This window comes from Tepidibacillus sp. HK-1 (genome assembly GCF_001748485.2).
GTDB classification, from domain to species: Bacteria; Bacillota; Bacilli; order Tepidibacillales; family Tepidibacillaceae; genus Tepidibacillus_B; species Tepidibacillus_B infernus.
On record NZ_BDGM02000002.1, the window covers coordinates 134,378 to 159,078 of the forward strand.

26 protein-coding genes and 1 other annotated feature are annotated in these 24,701 nt (G+C 35.2%); of the genes, 20 read left to right on the top strand and 6 right to left on the bottom strand.

Annotated features, from left to right (window positions below):
* The first annotated feature begins 244 nt into the window (after window positions 1-244).
* The 6 genes from BEN26_RS01620 (at window position 245) to proC (ending at window position 7,601) form a co-directional block, all read left to right on the top strand.
* Window positions 245-2,434 carry a molybdopterin-dependent oxidoreductase gene (locus BEN26_RS01620; RefSeq protein WP_069800512.1) on the top strand — a complete coding sequence of 730 codons (2,190 nt, stop codon included), beginning with the start codon at window positions 245-247 and terminating at the stop codon, window positions 2,432-2,434.
* Window positions 2,435-2,437: 3 nt separating this feature from the next.
* Entirely contained in the window at window positions 2,438-3,169 is a 732-nt protein-coding gene (locus BEN26_RS01625; RefSeq protein ID WP_069800510.1) for a 4Fe-4S dicluster domain-containing protein, read from the top strand.
* On the top strand, window positions 3,162-3,866 hold the full coding sequence (locus BEN26_RS01630; protein ID WP_069800509.1) for a formate dehydrogenase subunit gamma: 705 nt from the start codon (window positions 3,162-3,164) through the stop codon (window positions 3,864-3,866). Before BEN26_RS01625 ends, BEN26_RS01630 begins: the two co-directional genes overlap by 8 nt.
* A gap of 213 nt (window positions 3,867-4,079) precedes the next feature.
* Window positions 4,080-4,293: a binding site (T-box leader), on the top strand.
* Between the two features lie 85 nt (window positions 4,294-4,378).
* Window positions 4,379-5,512 carry a glutamate 5-kinase gene (proB, locus tag BEN26_RS01635; RefSeq protein ID WP_069801066.1) on the top strand — a complete coding sequence of 378 codons (1,134 nt, stop codon included), beginning with the start codon at window positions 4,379-4,381 and terminating at the stop codon, window positions 5,510-5,512.
* On the top strand, window positions 5,509-6,753 hold the full coding sequence (locus BEN26_RS01640) for a glutamate-5-semialdehyde dehydrogenase (protein ID WP_069800507.1): 1,245 nt from the start codon (window positions 5,509-5,511) through the stop codon (window positions 6,751-6,753). The genes proB and BEN26_RS01640 overlap by 4 nt, the downstream gene beginning before the upstream one ends.
* 11 nt (window positions 6,754-6,764) lie before the next feature.
* Complete coding sequence (gene proC, locus BEN26_RS01645) at window positions 6,765-7,601, top strand: pyrroline-5-carboxylate reductase (RefSeq protein ID WP_069800505.1); 837 nt, start codon at window positions 6,765-6,767, stop codon at window positions 7,599-7,601.
* Here proC and BEN26_RS01650 read toward each other — a convergent pair.
* Complete coding sequence (locus BEN26_RS01650) at window positions 7,592-8,449, bottom strand: alpha/beta hydrolase (RefSeq protein WP_069800503.1); 858 nt, start codon at window positions 8,447-8,449, stop codon at window positions 7,592-7,594. The two genes, proC and BEN26_RS01650, sit on opposite strands and share 10 nt — an antisense overlap.
* A gap of 307 nt (window positions 8,450-8,756) precedes the next feature.
* Here BEN26_RS01650 and BEN26_RS01655 point away from each other — a divergent pair, with 307 nt between their 5' ends.
* The 4 genes from BEN26_RS01655 (at window position 8,757) to BEN26_RS01670 (ending at window position 11,074) form a co-directional block, all read left to right on the top strand.
* Entirely contained in the window at window positions 8,757-8,894 is a 138-nt protein-coding gene (locus tag BEN26_RS01655; protein WP_181482159.1) for a hypothetical protein, read from the top strand.
* 71 nt (window positions 8,895-8,965) lie between these two features.
* Window positions 8,966-9,505: a hypothetical protein gene (locus BEN26_RS01660; protein WP_069800501.1), complete on the top strand. Its 540-nt coding sequence runs from the start codon at window positions 8,966-8,968 to the stop codon at window positions 9,503-9,505.
* A gap of 14 nt (window positions 9,506-9,519) precedes the next feature.
* Window positions 9,520-10,134: a hypothetical protein gene (locus BEN26_RS01665; RefSeq protein ID WP_069800499.1), complete on the top strand. Its 615-nt coding sequence runs from the start codon at window positions 9,520-9,522 to the stop codon at window positions 10,132-10,134.
* A 301-nt stretch (window positions 10,135-10,435) separates the two neighbouring features.
* Window positions 10,436-11,074 (top strand): hypothetical protein, encoded by a 639-nt coding sequence (locus tag BEN26_RS01670; protein ID WP_069800497.1) that lies wholly within the window; start codon window positions 10,436-10,438, stop codon window positions 11,072-11,074.
* A gap of 218 nt (window positions 11,075-11,292) precedes the next feature.
* Here BEN26_RS01670 and BEN26_RS01675 read toward each other — a convergent pair whose 3' ends face one another.
* Complete coding sequence (locus BEN26_RS01675; RefSeq protein ID WP_069800495.1) at window positions 11,293-12,189, bottom strand: helix-turn-helix domain-containing protein; 897 nt, start codon at window positions 12,187-12,189, stop codon at window positions 11,293-11,295.
* 466 nt (window positions 12,190-12,655) lie between these two features.
* Here BEN26_RS01675 and BEN26_RS01680 point away from each other — a divergent pair, with 466 nt between their 5' ends.
* Together BEN26_RS01680 and BEN26_RS01685 are read left to right on the top strand one after the other, a co-directional pair.
* A complete protein-coding gene (locus BEN26_RS01680) occupies window positions 12,656-13,015 on the top strand; it encodes a hypothetical protein (protein WP_069800493.1) in 360 nt (119 codons plus the stop codon).
* A gap of 1 nt (window position 13,016) precedes the next feature.
* Window positions 13,017-13,394, top strand: a complete 378-nt coding sequence (locus BEN26_RS01685; protein ID WP_069800491.1) for a hypothetical protein — start codon at window positions 13,017-13,019, stop codon at window positions 13,392-13,394.
* Window positions 13,395-14,562: 1,168 nt separating this feature from the next.
* Here BEN26_RS01685 and BEN26_RS01690 read toward each other — a convergent pair.
* From BEN26_RS01690 to BEN26_RS01700, 3 genes are all read right to left on the bottom strand, one after another.
* Complete coding sequence (locus BEN26_RS01690) at window positions 14,563-14,820, bottom strand: hypothetical protein (protein ID WP_068725543.1); 258 nt, start codon at window positions 14,818-14,820, stop codon at window positions 14,563-14,565.
* Between the two features lie 15 nt (window positions 14,821-14,835).
* Entirely contained in the window at window positions 14,836-15,027 is a 192-nt protein-coding gene (locus BEN26_RS01695; protein ID WP_068725541.1) for a hypothetical protein, read from the bottom strand.
* Between the two features lie 265 nt (window positions 15,028-15,292).
* Complete coding sequence (locus tag BEN26_RS01700) at window positions 15,293-16,282, bottom strand: NAD(P)/FAD-dependent oxidoreductase (RefSeq protein ID WP_068725539.1); 990 nt, start codon at window positions 16,280-16,282, stop codon at window positions 15,293-15,295.
* A 230-nt stretch (window positions 16,283-16,512) separates the two neighbouring features.
* Here BEN26_RS01700 and BEN26_RS01705 point away from each other — a divergent pair, with 230 nt between their 5' ends.
* The 4 genes from BEN26_RS01705 (at window position 16,513) to BEN26_RS01720 (ending at window position 19,300) form a co-directional block, all read left to right on the top strand.
* Window positions 16,513-16,944, top strand: a complete 432-nt coding sequence (locus tag BEN26_RS01705; RefSeq protein WP_068725536.1) for an RrF2 family transcriptional regulator — start codon at window positions 16,513-16,515, stop codon at window positions 16,942-16,944.
* 309 nt (window positions 16,945-17,253) lie between these two features.
* A complete protein-coding gene (locus BEN26_RS01710) occupies window positions 17,254-18,456 on the top strand; it encodes an NAD(P)/FAD-dependent oxidoreductase (RefSeq protein ID WP_069800489.1) in 1,203 nt (400 codons plus the stop codon).
* Window positions 18,457-18,563: 107 nt separating this feature from the next.
* On the top strand, window positions 18,564-19,040 hold the full coding sequence (locus BEN26_RS01715; RefSeq protein ID WP_069800487.1) for an NUDIX domain-containing protein: 477 nt from the start codon (window positions 18,564-18,566) through the stop codon (window positions 19,038-19,040).
* Window positions 19,041-19,168: 128 nt separating this feature from the next.
* Window positions 19,169-19,300, top strand: a complete 132-nt coding sequence (locus BEN26_RS01720; protein WP_235589094.1) for a YuiA family protein — start codon at window positions 19,169-19,171, stop codon at window positions 19,298-19,300.
* Window positions 19,301-19,399: 99 nt separating this feature from the next.
* On the opposite strand, the gene BEN26_RS01725 is transcribed toward BEN26_RS01720, so the two are convergent.
* Window positions 19,400-20,098: a chlorite dismutase family protein gene (locus tag BEN26_RS01725; RefSeq protein ID WP_069800485.1), complete on the bottom strand. Its 699-nt coding sequence runs from the start codon at window positions 20,096-20,098 to the stop codon at window positions 19,400-19,402.
* 177 nt (window positions 20,099-20,275) lie between these two features.
* Here BEN26_RS01725 and BEN26_RS01730 point away from each other — a divergent pair, with 177 nt between their 5' ends.
* The 4 genes from BEN26_RS01730 to BEN26_RS01745 all read left to right on the top strand — a co-directional run bounded on the left by BEN26_RS01730 (window position 20,276) and on the right by BEN26_RS01745 (window position 24,658).
* Window positions 20,276-20,971: a 3D domain-containing protein gene (locus BEN26_RS01730; protein ID WP_069800483.1), complete on the top strand. Its 696-nt coding sequence runs from the start codon at window positions 20,276-20,278 to the stop codon at window positions 20,969-20,971.
* A gap of 142 nt (window positions 20,972-21,113) precedes the next feature.
* Complete coding sequence (locus tag BEN26_RS01735) at window positions 21,114-21,494, top strand: DUF309 domain-containing protein (protein WP_069800482.1); 381 nt, start codon at window positions 21,114-21,116, stop codon at window positions 21,492-21,494.
* A 94-nt stretch (window positions 21,495-21,588) separates the two neighbouring features.
* Window positions 21,589-23,094, top strand: coding sequence for a leucyl aminopeptidase (locus tag BEN26_RS01740; RefSeq protein ID WP_069800480.1), 1,506 nt, complete (start codon window positions 21,589-21,591; stop codon window positions 23,092-23,094).
* A gap of 205 nt (window positions 23,095-23,299) precedes the next feature.
* The gene (locus BEN26_RS01745; protein WP_069800478.1) at window positions 23,300-24,658 is read left to right on the top strand and encodes a sodium-dependent transporter; all 1,359 of its coding nucleotides are present in this window, start codon (window positions 23,300-23,302) and stop codon (window positions 24,656-24,658) included.
* The last annotated feature ends 43 nt before the right edge of the window (window positions 24,659-24,701 follow it).

Consider the following 24,701-nt stretch of genomic DNA (forward strand, 5'->3'; position numbering starts at 1 on the left):
TTAAAATTTCTTTAAATATAAACAAACTGAAAAAATAAAATATTATGACTATTTGTGAATTTAATCACAATATGGATATAAAAGAATTCTTATACTCATATAAAAAGATGAAATAGCTAATTAGAATCAAGTTGGTTTATAATGAAATCAGAAAATGTATGTGATTATTTTCACATATTACGAATGGACTCGAATTTCGAATCTAGTAAAATTAGTTTTTTTAATCAGCTAGGGGGAGTTATAAATGGGTGAACAGAGAAGGATTAGTCGAAGGGCTTTCTTAAAAGCCTCTGCAGCAACAGGAGCAATCTTAGCAGTCGATTTCAAATTTGGCATGAACAAATGGGCACAAGCAGAAGAAAAGGGAGAGATAAAAAAAATACCAACACTATGTAATGGCTGTACTAGTCGTTGTGGAATCATCGCAACAGTAAAGAATGGACGTGTAATCAATATTGAGGGGAACCCGGAACACCCGACAAATAAAGGAACATTGTGCGGAAGAGCTTATGGAGCCGCAATGTTAACTTACCATCCTGATCGTTTAACAGGGCCAATGAAACGAGTCGACAATCAATTTGTACCAATATCATGGGAACAAGCCAACAAAGAAATAGGAGATAAATTAAAGGAAATTATCGGAAAATATGGCCCGGCAAGTGTGATGTATATGCATAATCCAAAAGATGTAGGAAAGTTTTACGGTGGCCGATTTATGAAGGCGATTGGTAGTAATAGTATTCAGACTCACCATTCGGTTTGCTATATTTCGAGAGATGTCGGATTTGAATATACTTTTGGAAAAACACCAGCTGCAGACAGTTCGAGTGCGAAGTATATGTTATACATTGGTCGAAGTGTAGGGGATGGAATTAAACCGAGTCATTTGCAAGGAATGATCAAAGGAAGAGATCAGAAAGCAAAGATAGTATGTGTGGATCCAAGACATAATGCTACTGCCAACATTGCCGATGAATGGGTACCGATTAAACCAGGAACAGATCTTGCGTTATTGCTAGCTATAGCGAATACAATGATTCAGAACGATTGGTATGATAAAGCATTTATTGAGCAAAATGCCATCGGATTTGAAGAATTTAAAAAAGAGATTCAAAACTACACGCTAGATTGGGCGGAGAAAATAACAACGATACCAGCGGCAAAAATCATTGAGATTGCAAAGGATTTATCAGCTGCAAAACCACATGCCTTTATCGATCCATCATGGAAAGGGGCTTTTGGTTGTAACTATATGAATAGTCCGGAAACAGCGAGAATGGTTGGATTGGTCAATGCAATGTTAGGTAACCTCAATCAAAAGGGTGGTATATATTTTGCGGTTGAGCCTGAATTAGGAAAATTAGATTCTACTAAACATCCATCTCCTGAAAAGCCAAAAGTAGACCATATCGATGGATCCGGAGTGGAGGGGCAATATCCACTTGTTCCAAGTTCAAAAGGTATGCCCCACCGAACGCCAGGATTAATCGGTGAGGGTAAGGTAAAAGCCGTCTTTATTAACCATTTTAATCCTGTTCGAAATACCCCAGATCGCCAATACAACATTGATGGTTATAAGAAGGCAGAGTTGGTAGTTGTTTGTGATATCTGGATGTCAGAAAGTGCCGAGCTAGCTCATTATGTTTTACCAGAGCCAACCTATCTAGAAAGAACAGAAATAGTAGAACCGCTTTCAGGAAAAACAGGAGCTGTGACAATACGTCAACAAGTGATTGATAAAGTCCATCCGAATACTAAACCATTTAGTGAGATCATTAGTGGTATAGCTAAGGAAATGGGATTAGGCCAATATTTTAATTTTACGATCGATGAATTAAATGAGGCACTATTAAAACCAACTGGAATTTCTTATAAAGAGTTAAAAGAAAAAGGTGTCGTAAAGACAAAAGAATCGGTGGAATTTGGGAAAGTTCCTAAGTTAAAAACCGAATCAGGAAAAATTGAATTTTATTCAGAGGCTTATAAAAAAGCTGGATTCTCGCCAATTCCGGTTTGGCTTGCACCAAAAGTGGAGCCAAAGCAAGGAGAATACCGTCTAATATGGGGAAAACAAAATGTTCATTCTCATTCTTCTACTGCAAATATTCCTCAGCTAATGCAAGTGACAAAGGATTATAACTTAGAAAGAGTTTGGATTAACACGAAAAAGGCTAAGGAATTAGGAATTAAAGACGGTGATTTCGTGATCATTGAGAACAATTTATTTAAAGGAAAAATTCGAGCAAAAGTTACGGAACGGATCTTTCCCGATGCCATTTTCTTACCTGGGGGATATGGAGCTTTTGCTAAGAATCTCAAAATATCAAACGGATTTGGATTATGTCCAAATGATTTTGTAAAAACAGGAACTGACCCAATATCTGGAAATGGATTAATGATGGAAACTGCTGTAACAGTTCGAAAGGATGTGTAGTCGATGGCACGATATGGAATGTTAATTGATACAACTCGATGTGTAAGCTGTTATGCTTGTCGACTTGCTTGTCAAATGAAAAATGAACTAGAACAAGATGAAGCATTTATTCACTTTCTTGAAAAAGAAGAAGGGACTTATCCTAATGTAAAAGTGAATATTCTCCCAATCCAGTGTCAGCATTGTGAGGATGCTCCATGTATGAAAGCATGTCCAACAGGTGCAACGTATAAGACAGAGGACGGAATTGTGTTAGTGGATGAAGGCAAATGTATTGGCTGTAAATATTGTGTAGCGGTTTGCCCTTATAATGCACGTGTTGAAGTGAAACGATCGAAGACGATTCAAAAGTGTAACTTCTGTTCGTCAGAATTACAAAAAGGTGGAGAACCAGCTTGTGTCAAAACTTGCATTCCAGAAGCGAGAATCTTTGGTGATTTGGACGATCCATCAAGTACGATTAATCAAGAGATTCAAAAACGTAATGCTAAGCCTATTCTAGCAAATCAAGGAACTCAACCTAAAATTTATTATGTGAGTGTTATGAATCCGAAATCAAGTATCAATGAGCAGGTTTCAAAACTAGCCGATTGGCGTGATGATCTGATTAAACCAGCTGGAGGCGTGCTACTAGGAGCAACTGCTTTAGGATTAATGGGTAATTATGCTGTCGCAGCAATCTCTAAGAATAAAGAAGAGAATCACCATCAAGAAGGAGGAGAAGAAAATGAGTAAGAAGAACAAAGTGTTTCGATATACAAAAGCTGATAGAATCATGCATTGGGCAGTCGCATTTGGATTTGTCTTGCTAGCGATTAGTGGATTTATTATTTTCTTTCAAGGAAGTGCCGCATTACTCTCGACAAAATTAGGAATTGGGGTTCGGATCGTACACCGTATCGGTGCAATCTTCTTTGTGGCTGCACCCATGATCTATTTGATTTTCTCCCATAACAGATTTTGTTGGTTATGTGTATTTAAGTGGAGTAAGCATGATCTTGGTTGGTTAAAGGCTGCTCCAAAGCATTATTTCTTTGGTGGGGATGGGATGCCGCCACAGGAAAAATACAATACAGGGCAAAAACTATATTATTTGTTTGTCGTGATATTTGGACCGATTCTTGCCTTAACAGGGTTTGCGCTTTGGTTTGATTGGTTCAAAGAGAATCGATTCATCATATTAATTTTGCATGATATTGGTGCTATTACGCTTGTTGCTTTCTTCTTTGTCCATGTTTATTTATCCGCTATCCATCCAAGAGAACGGGTTTCATTTGAGGCTATGGCAACTGGCTTTATGGATCAGGAGTACGCTGAACACCATCATAAGCTATGGTATGACAAGGTAAAAGATACGAATCTCGTTACAATTGATGAGAAGAAAAATCCAAAATCCTTTAAGACAGCAGGATTTTCACATTTAATGAAATAATTCCTCAGTTTTATTACGCCCTTATGGTTATAACCATAAGGGTTTTTTAAGACAAGCATATTCGCTGCTGAGATCTTTAACTAAGCTATCAGAATCCTGCAATAATACTAATTTAATCGTTGGTTTCAAAATATTTTATAACAAAACTTGACATTCTCTACTACGTTAAAGCATAATATAATAATAGAAACTTACAATGATTCATTAAAAATGAACAATGTGTTGAAGAGGATTAGTAGGTCTTTCCTGTGAAACAGAGAGTAAGACCCTTGGCTGTAAGGCTTACCACAAGGGATTCCGAACCCACCTCGGAGCGGCTAGGGACTTTTTTAACCTAGACAGGGATCTTCTGCCTGTTATCAAGAAGAAAGTGGGCTTAATAGCCAATCAAGGTGGTACCACGGAAGAAAACTCTTTCGTCCTTATTTAATAGGATGAAAGAGTTATTTTTTTTCAATTGGCATGAGACCATGAATATAGTATCAGGAGGATTTACAACAATGAATGGTAATATCAAAAAACAAAGAGTAGTTGTTAAGATAGGGAGCAGTTCCTTGACGAATAGTCATGGTGGACTTTCACAGGATAAATTAAACAAACACGTAAAAGCAATAGTTGCATTACGAAAACAAGGGCATGAAGTCCTACTTGTCTCATCAGGTGCTGTTGCAACAGGTTTTACTTTACTAGGTTATCCTAGCCGTCCTGCAACCATCGAAGGGAAGCAAGCAGCGGCAGCGGTTGGGCAAGGACTATTGATTCAAGCATATAATGATGCATTTAGTAAATATGGCCTTGCAGTAGCACAAATATTAATTACCCGTATCGATTTTTCTAAACGACAGCAATATAACAATGTCTATAATACTTTATCTGTTTTACTAAAGCGAGGCATAATTCCAATTATCAATGAAAATGATACCGTCGCAATTGATGAATTGACATTTGGAGATAATGATATGTTATCTGCTCTTGTAGCCGGTTTGATTCATGCAGATACATTAGTGATTTTGACAGATGCGGACGGGCTTTATGATTCCGATCCGCGTGTTCATCCTCATGCGAAAAAGTTTAAACAGGTTGATGAAATTACACCTGAAATAGAAGCACTAGCAACCGCCTCAGGTTCTTCAGTTGGAACAGGGGGAATGAAATCAAAAATCTTAGCGACAAAATTAGCTTTATCTTTAGGAGTTCATGTTTTTATAGGAACTGGGAATGGAAAAGAAACGTTGACCGATATTTTGGAGGGAAAAGGAAAAGGTACCTATTTTGGCCATTCATTGTTAAGTACATTAAAATCAAAAAAACAATGGATTGCTTTTCATTCTGATACCAATGGCCAAATCATCATTGATGAAGGAGCTGCTTTTGCTCTTATTCACGGTGGGAAAAGTTTACTTCCTGCAGGTGTGACACATGTTGATGGGAATTTTTTACCTGGTGAAGTTGTGGAGGTTTACTCCAAAGATGGCCATTTGCTAGGTAAAGGACTGATCAATTACTCATCGGCACAATTAAAGGAAGTTCAAGGGAATTCTACAGAATATGCTAAAAATCATTTGGATATCGAGCGGATTGAAGTGATTCACCGTGATGATTGGGTTGCTTTACAAGAAAAGATTCAGGAGGTTGTAACAAAATGAATGAATTGATGATAAAAGCAAAAAAGGCAAAAGAGATTGTTCAATCATTAGGTATTCTTTCAACAGCAACAAAGAACCAAGCATTACTGGTGATTGCTGATCAATTAGAAAAACAATCTGAATATCTGATTCATGAAAATAAAAGGGATATTGAGGAGGCAAGAAGTGCAGATGTAAGTCAGGCATTGCTTGATCGGATGATCCTGAATGAAAAACGCATTCATGAAATGGCAGAGGGTCTTCGATTATTAGTGGAGATTCCTGATCCAATTGGAGAACAAATAGAATCTTGGGAACGACCCAATGGGTTACAAATTACAAAAGTTACAGTTCCTTTGGGAGTGATAGGCATGATCTATGAGGCTCGTCCCAACGTAACCGTAGATGCAGCAGGATTATGTTTAAAAACAGGAAATGCTGTTCTTCTTCGGGGGAGTTCATCTGTCATCCATTCAAATCAAGCGATTCTAAAAATCATTCATGAAGGGCTTAAGCAAACCGGTATACCAATGGAAGCTATACAACTGATCGAAGATACCAACAGGGAGACAGTAGACCAGATGTTAAAGCTAAATGAATATCTTGATGTATTGATTCCACGTGGGGGAGCGCAATTGATTAAAACTGTTGTCCAAAATGCTTCCGTTCCGGTGATTGAAACAGGTGCCGGTAATGTTCATGTCTACATTGATAAAGATGCGGATTTAGAAATGGCAAAACGAATCACTGTGAATGCCAAAACGCAAAGGCCATCGGTTTGTAATGCTGCAGAGACATTATTGGTTCAAAAAGATTGGGCTAAAAAATATCTGGTAGAGCTGCTTGCCGAATTAAAAGCAAAGAATGTGGAACTTAGGGGATGTGAAACATCCCTAAGCATTGTACCTGAAATCAAAAAGGCAACGGAGGAAGATTGGGAAACAGAATATCTAGATTACATTATGGCGGTCAAAGTCGTAAATAATGTTGAAGAAGCAATAGCTCATATCAATCGATATGGCACAAAACATTCGGAAACGATCGTGACCAATAACACAGAAACTGCTGAGCGATTCCTACAAATGGTGGATGCTGCTGCCGTATATCACAATGCATCAACCCGTTTTACAGATGGGTTTGAATTTGGGTTTGGAGCTGAAATAGGAATTAGTACACAAAAACTACACGCAAGAGGACCGATGGGATTAAAGGCTTTAACCTCTTATAAATATATCGTTTATGGTGATGGTCAAATTCGTTAGGAGGCAAGAAAATGTTTGAAGATAAAAAAATCTGTTTTATTGGTGCAGGTTCAGTGACTGAAGCAATGATCGCCGGTCTAGCCCAAAAGAAATTGATACCTCTTGAAAACATAACGATTTTAAATAGAGAAAATCAGCAACGACTTTTTCAACTAACTAAGAAGTATGGAGTAATTTCTTCTGCTAACAAACAACAATCGATTAGTGAAGCCGATATATTGATTTTGGCTGTCAAACCAAAGGATATTGCAGAGGCTTTGCTTAACATTCGTGAGGCAACTCATCAAAAACAGTTAGTCCTGTCAGTTGTAGCAGGTGTAACGACAGATTACATTAGTGATTTACTTCAACATCATGGGCCTGTCATTCGTGCCATGCCAAATACCTCGGCGATGATTAGTATGTCTGCGACTGCGGTAGCTAAAGGAACCTATGCGAAGGAAGAAGATTTAAAAATTGTGATCTCTGTTTTAGAGTCCATCGGAACGGTATCGATTGTTGATGAAGAGCTACTCGATGCCGTTACCGGATTATTTGGCAGTGGTCCAGCTTATTTTTATTATATGATTGAGGCAATGGAACAAGCGGCTGTAGAACTTGGATTTGAACATCATAAAGCAAGGGAATTATTGATTCAAACATTAATCGGTGCTGGTCATATGTTATTGGAAACCAAAATAGACCCTACAATTTTAAGGGAAAAGGTAACAAGTCCCGGGGGAACAACGATGGCAGGATTAAAAATTTTAGAAGAATATCATTTTCAAGAAGCAATCAAAAGCGCGATTAAACAAGCAACAAAACGCTCAAAGGAGTTGGGAGCCATCTATTCCGAGTCTTATAAATAATGATCTACCCACCGAAAGATTAGATTAATTGCTTGATCTTGATATGGTTCATATAAAGGGCAATGGCCGCCATCTATTATTTCCGCGTAAGCCTTATCTTGCAAAGGAATGGCATCAACAAAAGATTTTATCATCTTTGGATCGATGATAGGGTCTTTTTTTCCACATAAACAAAATGTTGGTTGTGTGATATTAGCCACTTTTACCATTGCCTGATTCCCATGATGTAATAATTCCGTAAGCCAACGGGGTGTATAAAGCTTGTTCGCTAACGGGTCATTTAACATTTGCATAGACCCCTTTGGTAATATGGGATCCAACCAGCTAATTTTTTTCAGATGGATGTACCATCTAAATGGGTTAACTGTTAAATCAGGGGTTAACCAAGAAAATAATTCAATGATCATGTTTATTGATTTTGGTAGTGGTTTCTTAAGAGCTATAGCAGGTGAAGATAAGATGATTCCATTGATATGATTCGAATATTCTTGAACATAACGAATCACAATAAGGCCACCTAAACTATGCCCTAATAAAAATAAAGGGGTTTTTTGGAAATCAATTTTTACTAATTTAATTAAGAGATCTAAATCCTCTAGATATTCCGTAAAACAAGAAATGTGGCCGCGAGGTCCTTCAGACTGGCCAAACCCTCGAAGATCAGGTGCAATGAAAGCGATCTGGTTTTGTAAAGCTTTCATTGCAACATGGGAGAATGCCCCAGAATGTTCACCAGCGCCATGAACTAAAATAACAAGCGCTTTAGGTTGATCTGGGATCCAATACCGAAGATATAATTTTGTTCTTTGTGCTCCTAGATAATATGTGTCATATGATTGAAACTTCATGTTCTTAGCCTCTTTATCTGATGCGTTTACCCTTGCCAATACTTTATATAGTATTTACATACAGGCCTCGCTTATACCATTATCAATGAAAGAATTGAGCAAAATAATTTTAATTTTATTCTAGGAAAAACTACTTAAATTTACAAATAATAGATTTATAAATATTCTTATTATTATCATTTTTAATAAGTGAGCGAGAATTTATGAGGAAATAGCGCATTAATCAGGTTAGATCGCCAATAAAGGCAAATACAGGGATTTTTGTATTTATATATAATGATGGCAACAAGAAAGAAGGGGCAGATAAATGAAAAAGGTAGTTTTAGGGATTATTTTATCCTTACTACTTTTTAGTGCATTGCAGATTAGCCAATTTTCGGACAAACAGTATACAACTTTAGAGACTTCAATCTATGAATCTACTGATTTGCCGTATCAGCATTAGTTTTAAGTTAGAAAAAATTCCAATATTAAGAATAAATTGCTTTTTTATTAAAATAAGTGAGGTGCGATTCAATGAAGAAAAATTTTTGGAGTATATTATTTTTAATTTCTTTAGTATTTACATTTGTTGGGAATGGATTAGCAGCTGTACCTGATGAAGGACCATTTCATTGGAAGAAGTCTACCAACGGGAATACACTTTCTTGGTGGTCGGCATATACTGGTTTAGGGGCGGTTGCATATGATTTAGTACAAGACGAAGAATACTTTTTTAGAAATTCAACAAATAAGATAGAATTAAGTTATCATCAAGCTTTAGTATTTTATACTCCACCTTCTTATGCTTATGATGTAGAATTAAAGACTTCAAATACTTATTATGATAGCAATGGTAATCAAATAGGAGTTGTTGGTTCTTCATCTTGGGGGAATTACAAATATCAATATATTTTTGATTCGGATAAATCCTTCATTGGAGGAGGTAACTATACTTCATTCTATTTAAGTCAGAGTTTAACTCCTAAAGTAAAAAATAGTACTTCTGCATGGGGTTACGCTGAAGGAGGGGTTACATTTCTAGATTCTAATGATATTACTTATGATATTAGATAAGAGGGGGTTATTACATGAATAGAAAAGTATCTTTATTAGTTTCTTTATTATTTGTATTTACAACGTCTTTTGTATTATTGACATATGTTAATGCAAATGAATATTCTTTTAATAAAACAAATGAAAAACAGAATTTAAAGGAAATTGTAAATGAATCCCTAATGAAGGCTGAACAAATTAAGGCAGATAAAAATGAAGAAAAGAAATGGGTAATAAGAGTATTAGTTCAAGCTAAAATGCAAAATAAAAATATTACTGATCAAGAGGTATTGAAAGAAGCAAAAAAAGTAATGCTAGAAAGAAAAAAATGGTTTGAAGTAGCTGAGAAAGTATATGGAATTAAAGTATCTGATGAAGAATTAAGAAACTATATCTCTATAGAGCTGGAGAAAAATAAAGATTTACCAATTGTAACTGAGGTTTCGCAAGGTTTAGGTATTAATATAGAAGAATTCTTTTATAATTTTGAAGCAGATAACTTTAAGAAGAACCTCATATGGAATAAATTAAAACCGATTTTAGAGAAAAAATACCCTATGTTAGAAAATGAAAAAGATCATCTATTAGAATACAATAATAGATTAGTGAACCTATTTAATTCTGAAGTTGAAGTGTATGTTGCGCAATAATAATTGACTGACTTTGGACTAGAAATACATTTCTTTAATTTGCTTGATATATTGCTAGACTAAAAAAGAGGGGAAAGGGGCTGTCCAAAAAGTCAGGTAACTGGCTTTAGGAATCCCCCTCATTTTCTAAAAAAACTACACATAAAAATCGTTCAATCCTGTAAAATGAAGTTACCACAACAACATTACAGAAAGAACGATTTTTTATGAGCAAGCAAACGATTACTACAGAAAATTATAACACTCAAATGACACTTCTTCCAGAGATTGGAGAAAAAAAGACTAGAAGGGGGAACAACTATTGAAGAAATTTGCAATAATCTCATTAATAAGCATAATTATTATGACTTTAAGTACAGGTTGTCAATCGAATACAGATAAACAAATACCGATCAAGATGAAGAGTCAAGAAGAGCAAATGCAAATTCAAAACAACTATACCTATGATGACTATAAACACGTTTATGAAGAGGTTCTATTGGAAACTGAAAAATTTGATATAAAAGATGCTAAATTAAAAAAATGGGTGATTAGAACACTCATTCAAGAAAAATTAAACTATGAAACTGACCTAACTCAAGAACAAGTTCTGCAATTGTCCAAAGAGAAAATGAATAAAGAAAAAGCTTGGAAAGAAATTGCTGCGAAAGAGTATGGTATAAAACTAAAAGACAATGAAATTGATCAATATATTAAAGATAGTCTTGATACAGTTGATGTACCAAAACAGATGAAGGCTTATGCCGATGTATTAGGACTATCTATTGAAGATTTAAATTATCGTTACGATAGAGATCTATATGAAAAGAATTTAATTTGGGAAAAATTAATTCCAAAGTTAGAAGAGAAATATTCTACCAATGATATGAAGGTTCTTCTTCAAAAGTATAATGAAGAAGTTGATAATACTGTTAAATCAATTGGTCCTTTAGTTGAATAAAGAAAATTAATAACATAAAAAAGGAAAGATATCGCTTTTTCTCCTTTTTCACTGCTTATAGTGGTGTTATTTCACATGTTAAAAACTATGCAATACCTACGAAAGAATTAAACAACATAAATAGTGAAAATGTAAAAGTTATCCTGTTTGACGACTCAGGTAATCAAAGAGTTATAAAAGAATCATTGAAAAAATAACACTTTGCAGAAATCGAAGTGTTATTTTTGTAGCTTCTTTACAAACTGATCAACTTCTTCTTGAACATATTGTATAAAAATTTCATTTCCCTGTAACCCAAAGATAAAAATAGCTTTGTTCATATACGCAATTGCTTCATCGTTTTTGTGTACATGGAACAAATTATACCCTTTTTGATAATAAAATTCACCTAGAAGATAGAGGGACTCATTTTTTAAACAGGCTTTTATTCCTTTTTCACAATATTTTAGTGATTCACGGTATGAACCGATCTTGGTTAAAGATTTTGCTAAGTTGTACATTAAACGAACTTTTAATAATTGATCATGTAGGAATGGAAGGTGTTTTAAATGTTCAATTCCTTTTTGATAGAAAGACATTGCCTCTATGTGATCTCCAAGTTCACTGTGAATAATCCCGATGCTATTTAGAATTTCTACTTCACGTTCGGAATAAAATTCCTTATTTTTAGCAGTGAGTAGAAGAGAATCGTGCAACAAATTGAGGGCTTTTTCAGAATCACTTTCTAAATAGAAAGTCGCAATACCATGATGCCACATCAGAAATTGTTTGTTTATACTAGACTGAAACAAAGGATGACCCTGTACTTCAAGAACAGTATTCATCACTTCTAGATAATCTCTATTTCGTATAGCTTTACGAATTTGTGACATGACTTCCTTTACATAATCTTCACGAGAACTTTTCGCCATGTCAAAAAAATAGTTGACATCAACCCCTAAGCGTTCTGAGATGTAATAGATGGTTTCAGCGGAGGGAATAGCTTGACCTTTTTCAATTTTACTAATTTGTGCTTGTGTACAAATCCCTTTAGCTAATTCAGCTTGAGATAGGCCTAGAGAGGTACGTAATTGGCTAATCCCCTTCCCTAATCTTTCAATCGAGAAACTTATCATAATCACCCCAAAATTAGTGACTTTTAAGTCTATTATAGGAAAAACTACTTAAATTTACAAATAATAGATTTATAAATATTCTTATTATTATCATTTTTAATAAGTGAGCGAGAATTTATGAGGAAATAGCGCATTAATCAGGTTAGATCGCCAATAAAGGCAAATACAGGAATTTTTGTATTTATATATAATGATGGCAACAAAAAAGGAGGTGCAGATAAATGAAAAAGGTAGTTTATGGGATAATTTTATCTTTACTACTTTTTAGTGCAACTCAGATTAGTCAAATTTCGAACAAGCAGTATACAGCTATAGAGACTTCAATCTATGAATCTACTGATTTGCCGTATCAGCATTAGATTTTATTTATAATAAAATATTTTAGCGATAAAAAGGTCAGTACAATTTTATTTTTATTTTGTTTGTAAAAATAACAACTTTAATTAATGAAAGAAGGTAGACTATAATGTACAGAAAATCTTTAATATTTATGAGCATTTTTCTTATGTTGTTCGTTGTTTTTTCTGAGATCACTTTTGCAGGCAACACAATTGTTAATGAAACTACTTCCAAAATTACCCTATCCCCAGAGGAAGAAAAATTACTGGATAAAAATTTTAAAAAATTGGGTATTGATAGTAAAACACGAAAGAATCTTATTAATAAATATAAAAACGGAGAATTGATTGACGCCATGAATCCAGAAGTATTAGCAAAGCTTCCAGAAAATGCTTTATCAGTCAGTCTTAAGAATCCATTAAAGAAAATTACATTCCCAGATGGTTCCGTTCTAAAATTAGAAGTTAAAGTACTAAAAAAAAACTGAAATGAAACTTGAAAAGGAATTAAAAGGAGACGTTAGTTCTCAATTTTATAGTAGTTGTGGTTCAGGATATTGTAGTTATTATGAAGTTCTTATTGATGGGACGAGTGGAGTACAATCTGCTGAATTCTATGCAGACTTCACTTTTGTTCAAGGTGGCGCAGATTATATTTCAAAAGTCTATGATGATAGAGTAATGGTTATAGGAGGTACTTATCAAAATAAAAGTCTTTCAATTATGAGACAGAAAGAAGATTTATATTATAATCGTCCTGCTTATGCAGCATTGACTTGGGATACAATTTCAGTTGGATGTGGTTGTTCTTCTTATCTTAAGTTATTTGTAGAAGATGACAATTATTATTCTGATGGTTCAATGTAATATATTGTAAACAGAAAAGAATTAAAATTTTTGACATTAAAGAATTGGATTTTTCCATATATCCAATTCTTTAGTGCTTTTGGAGTTTAACGTCTATCTACAATGAGATAAAGTATAATTAAGTTAAAAAACAATCTACATACATATAAGAGGGGTGAAATTTATGTTCGATTTAGGATCACCATCTGTTATTCTTATTTTGTCTAATTTAGTAATAGTCTATTTACTAATAAAATTAATCAAAAAAAAATAAATATGCCCTGACATATTACGGTATTCTTATTCTTTCTTTTTCCGATATAATATTTCCATAGGATGTAACCACTTACTTTCTTTGGCGGGAAAATGAGTGGTTACACAATGGGAATACACTTTTTTGGTGGACGGCATATACTGGTTTTAGGGGCACAAGGCGAAGAATACTTTTTTCAACAAATTGAATCAATTTCATAATTATGAGCCTTACAGGCTCAAGGCTTTTAAAAGCCAAAAAAGGAGTATCTCCCAAAATGTCGAATGAGTAAGTAACTACACCAACTCCAAGACTTAAGGAAGACTCCCTATGCCTATTATAAGACAAAAAGGCCTGTTTTAAAGATAAAAATAGCTTTGTTCATATATATCGCTCACGTCAGGGAAAAAATTATTTTTATTGGTTAAATAAGGTTTTATATATGTTATAATAGGGTCACTAATGATCAGTTTTGGACTGTTGGTTTTTAGGTTAGGGTGGAACTACTTACACCATAATTGCTAGGCCGATTCATCGGCCTTAAATTGTTCCTAGACTGGAGTGTTAGAGCACTCCAGCCATTTTATTTTATGAAAAAACAAAAAGTATATGCTTTTCTCTGCTTATATTATATCAAAAGACGACTCCTAGTAAACCTCTAATTTCTAGTTTAAATAAGGGTTCCATTCATGTAATGAATTAAATTGAGGTTTGAAAAAGAAAAGCGCCTCCTGTATGCTATTGTATAAAAGTTTCTTTCGCTTGTAATTCAAAGATAAAAACGACTGAGAAGGGAAATGGAAATACAAGGGATGAAACTTGGTTTCCATCATCCCCTTGTCCTTGCATTAATCCAAAAGATTGATCGGCTTCATACGAAAATCGTCAAGATCTAACTCCAAAAGGTCTATCAACAAAAGAAAAACAAAGATTTCCCTATCCTTGAAATATCTCATCAATACGTATGATTTGATCTTGGCCACATGCAGGACAAGAGGTAATATGGATGCATTGGTGGTTTTGTTCATCATCGGGATAGCCGTTTATCAATCTTAATTCATTAATTTCTCTATAGGGTGAATATGGACCCCAAAGCTGGTCAATTCGACCAAAATCATCTAATTGATGATGACAATGGGGACAGGTTGCTTCTAATGACATTAACCCATTACAAACTGGACAAATATACGACATCGTGACCCCTCCACATCATGAATTCCAAAAACCTAACCAATAGGTATAGACGATATAACTAACCATTAGAATAAAAGCAAAGATCGCACCAACAATCGCGTCAATATGGCTACCCACTGGAACACGGCTAAAAAGAATACTTAGTGGAAGAATGATCGTTAATACCAATAAGAGAAGCGTGTAAAGTGTATTGATCAATGTTCTCATTCAAGAAGTCCCCCTATCATCATCATATATCTCTTATTTTGTGTAATGGGGAATAAAGTATACAAGAGAAAAATACTTTCTATTACAAATAAAGAAAACTTGGCTTATACCAAATCTTTGATGCAGGCAGAAGCCTAAGTTGCATTTATACTTGGAACTTAAAATTTTTAGCAACGTCGAGTTACCTCTTGCTAAAATTTATACCTTCCTAACGTATAAAAAAGGCCGTTTTTTAAACGACCTTTTTTTCTTACCTCTCAAAAGATTAGTGTTTACTACTGCTATGAACTGGTTGTACTCTTTCATCAGGGTTAATATAGTGTTTGGCATTATTGACAGCTGTAGGTGCCTCACCAAATCCTGAAGCAATCAATTTAATTTTTCCTTCATATGTAGCAATATCTCCAGCAGCATAAATTCCATCGATATTTGTCTTCATTGTTGAGTCTACAACGATTCCTCCGTTTTTAATTTCTAATCCCCATTCCGCAATTGGTCCTAATGAGGAAACAAAACCAAAGTTAACAATTAAATCGTCAACCTCAATCACTTGCTCATCTCCACCTTTAGGATTTGCAATGGTTACTTTTTCAATGACGTTGTCACCTTCTAATTTTGTGATAACACGAGGAACGATAACGTTTACTTTAGAATCGTACAATCTTTCTACACTATGCTCATGTGCACGGAATTTATCCCTACGGTGAATAATCGTTACTTCTTTAGCGATGTTTTCAAGCATAAGTGCCCAGTCGACTGCAGAGTCCCCACCACCAAATAGAAGTACCTTACGATCTTTAAATATATTTAAGTCGCTAACAAAATAATGTAAGTTTTTCTTTTCATACTTTTCAGCGCCTTCAAGTTCAAGCTTACGTGGTTCGAAAGCACCAATACCTGCAGTAATAATGATGGCCTTAGATAAATGAGTACCTTTATCTGTAGTTAAAACAAAGTTACCATCGCTATTTTTTTCAACGTTAACCACTTTTTCTTCTAAACAAATGGTTGGCTCAAATTGTGAAACTTGTTCTTCTAAGCGCTTAACTAAGTCAGCAGCAAGTACTTTTGGAAATCCAGCTACATCATAAATATATTTTTCGGGATATAACGCAGCTAGTTGTCCGCCAAGTTGAGGCATGCTTTCAATTAACTTAACACTTGCTCCCCTCATCCCTGCATAAAATGTGGCAAATAAGCCAGCAGGCCCTCCGCCTATTACAGTGATTTCGTAAACCTTTTCATCATGTAACATGATTTTTCCCCACCTTTGCATGATTTTTACACATCCCCTAGTCAATTATAAACTGGAAAAGATGGTTTTTAAAGAAGTTTTTGTGAGAACAATTGCAAAATTCCAAATTAACTTTATTTGACACGCTGGATTAGAGTGAATACAATAAAAATACGTTAAGAAAAAGTTAATTGTAAAGACCTAAAGTATAATGAAATAGGAACTTATTCCTATTGAGGGAGGAGTACCTGATGAGGCTTTCTTCACGTGGTCATTATGGACTTCGAGCAATGGTATATTTAGCAAAATCAGGACTTACAAAGCCTATCCCATTGCGTCAAATCGCAAAAGATGAACATATACCTGAACCTTTTTTAGAGCAAATTTTTGTTGATTTAAGAAAAGCTGGCTTAGTCAAAAGTGTTCGTGGTGCAAAAGGTGGTTATCGTTTAGCCAATGAACCTGAAAAAGTGATTGTAGGTGATATCGTCCGTGTTCTTGAAGGTTCAATGAATATTATTGATTGTCTTGAAGATGAAGACGGAAATTGCTGTAACAAGACAGAAGACTGTTCAACAAAGATGGTTTGGGAAAAAGTTAGAGAATCGATGGCTAGTGTATTAGATGCACTTAATTTGGCTGATTTAACAATAGGAGGTAAAGCGATGATTGATTCGCTTTAGCTCTTTTTTATTGGTTAGGATTTTATGATGGGTTCTCAAAAGTAGTCAGAATGCGCTTCGAAGGAGGGATCGTCACTTTTATGGGATTATTTATACTTTAAATTTAACAAATAGCATGGTATGATATTCATATATTAACACTGTTTTTATAGTGAAAAATATAACAATATTAAATTATGTTGTCTTAATTTGTGAAATGATGTACAATCCAAAACATAACAGGTACGTTCCACTTTAAAAAGCAAGGAATTGGGGAACGCTAAAACACATAAAGAAAAGAAAAAGATTATATGATGGGGATGTGAGTGTATGACACCAAAGATTCTAATACTCGGTGCCGGTTACGGCGGGCTAACCACTGCATTACGTTTACAAAAGGAATTACATTATAATGAAGCCGATATTACCCTAGTGAATAAACATGATTACCACTATATTACGACGCATTTACACCAACCAGCTGCAGGAACTGTTGATCCTCGCAGGATTAAAATTGATTTAGAGGAGTTAATTGATAAAGACAGGATTAACTTTATTAAAGCAGAAGTTGTAGCGATTGATATTCAGAATGAACGAAAGGTTACACTGGATAATGGGCAAGGATTAACTTATGACATCTTGGTTATTGCTTTAGGAAGCGAAGTTGAAACCTTTGGAATTGAGGGGCTAAAAGAACATGCCTTTACCATTCGTAGTATTAATTCGGTGCAACTAATCAGGAAACATATTGAATATATGTTTGCGAAGTATAAAAATGAGCCAGAACATCCTGAATATCTTACCTTTATCGTTGGAGGTGCAGGATTTACAGGTATTGAATTTGTTGGAGAATTGGCTGACCGTATTCCAGAACTCTGTGAACAATTTGAAGTGAATCCCAAAAAGGTTAGAATTATTAATATTGAAGCTGCTCCAAGTGCATTGCCAGGTTTTGATCCTCAGTTAGTGGATTATGCGATTGAAGTTTTAAAGAACAAAGGGGTAGAATTTAAAATCAATACACCTATTAAAGCATGCACAGAGGAAGGCGTCACACTGGCTGATGGGGAAGAAATAAAGGCGGGTACGGTAGTTTGGACTGGTGGAGTTAGAGGTAATAAATTGATTGAAACGTTAGGTATTGAAACCATGAGAGCGCGCGTAAAAGTAGACGAGTTTCTGCGAGCACCTGGTTATCAAGATGTATTTATTATCGGCGATAATTCAATTGTCTTTAATGAAGAAGGCAGACCTTATCCACCAACAGCCCAAATTGCTGTTCAACAAGGAGAACATCTAGCAAAACAAATTACTTCTTATGTCCGAAATGGTAAAATGGACTTAAAACCGTTTAAGTTTAATCTCCGTGGAACCGTAGCTTCCCTAGGGAAAGGAGAAGCAATCGGAAAAGTAGGAAATCGCAAAATGACTGGTTATACAGCTTTAATAATGAAACAACTCATTGATAACCGATATCTATACTCAATAGGTGGGTTACCATTAGTCATCAAAAAAGGCAAACTGTTAGGCTAAAATGAAATAAACAAATCTTCATTTATCCATGAGAGTCGTTAGTAAAACGGCTCTTTATTTTTTTTATTATTTCCATATGATATGCTAAAAAATGAGGTGAAACGAACATGAGAAAACAAGATGTGTGGCTAGGAGTTGGGGGTCTTGTTTTAAAGGAAGGGAAAGTATTAGCTGTTAAAAAATCATATAGCAAAACCAAAGGGCTATGGACTTTTCCAGGAGGTTTTGTCGGCCCAAATGAAACGATGGATGAGGCGGTTATAAGGGAAATTAAAGAGGAAACGTCTATTGATGCCAAAATTTTAGGAATCGTTGGTGGGAGAACTGGTGTATTAAAAACAGGTGTTAGCGATCATTTAATTCTGTTTTATCTTGAATATTTAGGTGGAGATCCTAAGCCAAGACTTGGTGAAATTGAAGAGGCTATTTTTCTGCCGATTGAAGAACTTATTAAAGATCCTAACACGACAGAATTTATGGCCAACTTTCTAAAAACGTTTCAAGTGAATAGGCATCGGCTAGAAATTTTACCCTTTCAAACCTTTAGGGACTATGGTTACAACAGTTATAAAATCTTTAAATAATTACTTTAACAGTTTGATGTTTTCGCTTACATGAAGGAAATTGGACAAATAAGCGATAAAATAAAGCTTTATAATTTTCTGAATTATTGATATATTTTTAGTAATCTATCTGAACGGAGGCGATGGGTATGAAAGGTTATAGCGATCATATCTGTGAATACTGTGAAGGGCAAGGTTACTACGATCTCTTAGAAGGTGGCTCTGAAACTTGTCCAGCATGTGAAGGAACTGGTAAACAAGGAGAAGAGGAAGTAGCATAAGTGATCCACTACAATATAAAACGGAAAATTATGAAGGGGTGTGAATCAACAACGATTCTCACCCTTTATTTTTATCATTTTTAATTTTGTGGGTTATTCCTATATCGTATCTAACATTTCGGATACAGTTTCTTTACGAATACATGTAAACATCGGAACATCACGAAGCGTATAACGGCTTGCCTCTGATTCCCTTAGTTCTTGAACTAAATTGGAGAAGTCTTGAACATGGTCTGACTCAAAAGCAACAACAAATTCCTGATCATCAATACCAAAAGAGTATGTTGTATTTAATTTAACAGACGGATATTTCATTCCTACCTTAATATGTTCATCCATCATTCCCTGTCTTGTCGCAAAGGTTAGGTGATACCAATCTCTTGTTTTAATAAAGGGGTAAACAAATAAATATTTACCTTGTCCAGGCACGATATGAGCTCTTGAATTTTGATGTTCTGGATTGGCTTTATCGACATAGATGCTTCTCTTTGTTAGGGACAAATAAGAATAAGCAATGGTAAGGTATTGTCCTAGACCTGTATGTAATAATTTTGTAGTCATTTCCTGAAATAAATCTAATTGATAGGAGATTCTCCAAAGCAAAAAGTCTGCATCCCCTCGAAGTCCAACTAAAGAATATGTCAGTACCATCATCTCAGGATGATGATTATACTCCTCTACAACATTCCGAAATTCTTCTTTACGTTTTTGTTGTTCTTCTATTGGCAAACGTCGAAAGGCTGGGTCTAGTTTAAAAAAAATAAAACTAACAAATTGGGTGGGTAATGTTTGTTGCATAAATGATTCCTCCTTTTTTAATTGCTATTTTTATTGTAGACAATATTGAACCATTTAACAATATATTTACTTTTTTTATAGTGTTTTATTTACTTTCTTTCCTATTTTTTCATCAAACAAGTATAAAAAATTTTTTTCTAGGAAAAGATGAGACTAGGAGAGGAGGTAGATAACAAAATGTCTACCTATATAAATCGACGAGTAAAAATAGCATTACTGCTGTTACTCGTCATATCACCCATTGTAACGATGGGATTGATGTTTGGTGAAAATGAAGCAAAACAAATTAATGTGTTAGAATTAAATCAACAAGAACAACTAGCAAAAATGGAAGCAATTACAACTGATATAGATGAAATCAGACAATTACAAATCGAAAATCGAAAAAACCAAATAAGTACAATTAATCAAAATGAAACTCGTTCAATATCAGTTATAAGATCTAAACAAGCTGTCATGGTTTCAAAAATGGAAAAACAGTATGAGAAAATTACTGTTGTTGCGACTGGCTACACAGCGGGTGTAGAATCAACAGGAAAAGATATTTCCCATCCTGAATATGGAATTACTTACTCTGGTGTTAAAGTAAGAAGAAATCCAGAGGGGATTTCAACCATTGCCGCAGATTTAAAAGTGTTTCCATTAGGAACAATTCTATATATTGATGGATATGGTTACGGAATCGTAGCAGATAAAGGTTCTGCAATAAAAGGAAACCGGATTGATTTATATTTTGAAACCGTTCAAGATGTTTATGATCAATGGGGCAAAAAACGAGTCGATGTATATGTGATCAAACGTGGTAATGGAAAAGTCACGGAAAAAGTATTAGAACAGTACGACCGTGTCGCAATGGTTAATGCTGAACTGTAAGAAGTAAGGAATCTCCTTGCTTCTTTTTTTGTTTTATAGGCTATTTATACACTTCTCTGCTTATCATGGCTCAGGTTCCTTTGATATGATCATATTACTACATTAAAGATATAGTCAAAATTGAGCTTGGAGTGTGAATGAAATGCAACGCAAATATCCAGAGGAATACTATCAATTTTTTAAAAAATTCAATGAAGGCGAATATTACGAATGCCATGATCTTCTTGAAGAGATTTGGATGATAGACAAACAGAATAAATTTTTACAGGGAATGTTACAAGTAGCTGTTGCCATTTATCATTTTCAAACAGGTAATATCTCCGGCTCTCGACTACTTTTTCATTCTGCCTATAAATATTTACAACCTTATCGTCCTAAATACTGGGATCTAGATTTAGAACCAGTCATTGCCTACATTAAAAAAGCATTAACTTATTTACCAGAAGAGAAACGCATCACGATTGAGGAAGTGAAAAAAATCAATTTCCCTCTTGTAAAATTACACTTAGACGAAGAGGAGTGAAAACTTAGATAATCGAAATAATTTATTTTTCATTGCAAACGAGGTATAATGGGCAACAGTAGGGTTTAAAAATAAAAATTTTGGGGGTGCTGAAATGAAAATTGAATTCTTAAATCAACCAGTTACATCGATTCAAACAGATCTTCTTGTATTAGGACATTATAGTGAAAATACGAAGCCACAAGGTAAATTGGCTGATGTGGATCAAGCACTAGATGGAGCTATTTCTGATCTCATTCAACAAGGAGAAATTACTGGAAAGGCTAAAGAAACAACAATGATACATACCTTTGGTAAAATTTCTGCAAAACGGATTTTGGTCATTGGTTTGGGTGAGAAAGATGCGTTTGACCAAGATATGGTTCGCGAAATTGCTGCCGTAGCTGTAAAAACAGCGATTAAAGTCAAAGCTAAAAAAGTAGCCTCTTGCCCATTTGGAATCAAGCATCCAAATATACATGAGCATCATGTGACACATTCATTTGCAGAAGGAGCTCATCTTGCTCATTATCGTTTTGATGGATATAGTTCAAAAAAGGAAGAGCAACATCAGGTTGAACTGATTCAACTGATCGCTGAAGAAGTTTCTGATGAACTTAAATATGGGATTGAATGTGGAACAGCTTACGCATTAGGAACAAATTTAGCTAGGGATCTTGTTAATACACCTGGCAATATGATGACTCCAACCCATATGGCTGAAAAAGCGATTGAAATTGCCCGCCGCTATGGGATGGAATATGAAATCCTTGAGCGTGATGAAATGGAGCGTTTAGGTATGGGTGGTTTATTAGCCGTGGCTCAAGGCTCAGAACAACCACCAAAGATGATCGTATTGAAATATCGTGGTAGGGAACAATGGGATGATGTTCTTGGTTTTGTTGGTAAAGGACTTACTTTTGATACGGGGGGCATCTCATTAAAACCAGGAGCCAATATGGATGAAATGAAAATGGATATGGGTGGTGGCGCTGCTGTTCTTGGAGCGATGGAAGCGATTGGCCGTTTAAGACCAAAAGTTAATGTTGTTGCGGTTATTCCTTCAACAGAAAATATGCCTTCTGGAAAAGCTTATAAGCCCGGTGATGTCATTAAGACAATGAGTGGAAAAACGATTGAAGTGCTAAATACAGATGCAGAAGGTCGTTTGATCCTATCTGATGGAATCACATATGCGAAACACTTAGGTGCTTCACGAATTATCGATTTGGCAACTTTAACAGGTGCGGTCTTAATTGCTCTAGGCGATGTAACCACTGCCGCAATGACGAATAATGAAGAATTTTTAGCGGACTTTATGAAATCGGCGAAAAAGGCAGGAGAAAAAGTTTGGCAATTACCTACCTTTGATGAATATAAGGAACAAATTAAGAGCCAAATTGCTGATTTGAAAAATACGGGTGGCCGTTTAGCCGGAAGTATCACCGCTGCATTGTTTGTCGGAGCATTTGCAGAAGAGACGCCATGGATTCATCTTGATATTGCTGGAACTGCATGGTCGAATAAAGAAACCGCCACAACGCAAAAAGGTGGAACAGGTGTGATGGTGCGTTCTTTAGTCCAAATCGCAAAACATTATGGTAAATATGGAATGAGATAAATTTGAATTTTATAACATGCTCCGTCGTACATGTCTTTCTTTGAATCAAGTTACTCAGGCTATAAATGGATAAATGAAAAAACTTCTTTACTGGAACACTTTTTGTCGTTAAACTATATACTATAAAATAGTAGACGAATGGATTAAGTTTTAGAATTTTAGTAGAGAACAGCTTGATGAGAATGAGAAGAGCGGAGGAGAGAAAATGAATCATGAACGGGGTAGTTTTACGTCAAAAATAGGATTTCTGCTGGCTGCTGTAGGTGCTGCTGCTGGATTGGGGAATATATGGAAATTCCCCTATATGGCAGGGCAATACGGAGGGTCAGCTTTTTTGCTTGTTTATTTAATCAGTGTTGTTATTTTGGGAATTCCATTATTATTAGCTGAAATTTCATTAGGCAAAGAAACGAGAACTGGCATTGTTGGGGCATTTGAGGCGTTTTCTAAAAAGAAGCGTTGGAAGGGTGTCGGCTATTTAGGTGTCTTTACTTCCATTGTTGTATTAGGTTTTTACACCATGGTTGGTGGATGGTCGATTTTTTACATGTTCGCTGCGATTAAGGGTGATTTTACAGGGTTGACTCCAGATCAATTTGGCCAATATTTTGGTTCCTTTATTTCACAATCCTTTCAGCCCATTATCTTTCAAATCATCTTTTTACTCCTAACTGTATTCATTGCGGTAAGAGGAGTAGAAAAGGGAATAGAAAAATCTAATAAGATATTAATGCCGTTATTAACACTATTATTAGTGATTCTCATGTTCCGCAGTTTAACTTTACCTGGAGCAACGAAAGGTTTAGATTTCTTATTTAACTTTGATTTATCTAAGTTGACACCTTTAATGATCTTAGCAGCATTGGGTCAGGCATTTTTCTCTTTGAGTTTAGGAATGGGGGGAATGCTTACCTATGGAAGTTATTTGCCTAAAGAAATGCCAATTAAGAAAACAGTCGTACAAATTGCACTTTACGATACGATTTTTTCATTATTGATCAGCCTAGTTATTTTTCCAGCGATCTTTTCCTTTAATTTTGAACCGGCAGCTGGGCCACCCCTTGTATTCATTACCTTACCAGCCATTTTTACGAAGATTCCATTTGGAACGTTTTTTGCTACTTTATTCTTTGCATTGGTCACTGTGGCAGCATTAACTTCAGCAATTAATATCCTTGAGATTGCTTTAGCTACATTTGTCGATCGGAAAGGATATAGTCGAATCAAGAGTGGAGCCATCTTAAGTATTCTTATTTTAATCTTTGGTATTCCAAGCTCCTTATCTTTTGGAGCATTAGGTCAAGTAAAGCTATTTGGTCTATCCATCTTTGAATTGATGGATTTCTTCGCCTCAAATATTTCGTTGCCTCTTGGTGGAATTCTTCTAGCGCTTTATGTGGGCTTTGTCTGGGGAATGAAGAAGGCAATGGCAAGTGTTGGTTTTACACCACAAGACAAACTTGCAAAAGCTTGGGGAATTTCTCTTCAATATATTGCTCCAATTATCGTGTTCTTTGTTTTGCTTCAAGTCACTGGGGTTTTTAAAGCACTGGGTATATATTAGATGAATTAACTGTTCAAAGCTGGGATAGATGCCCCGGCTTTTT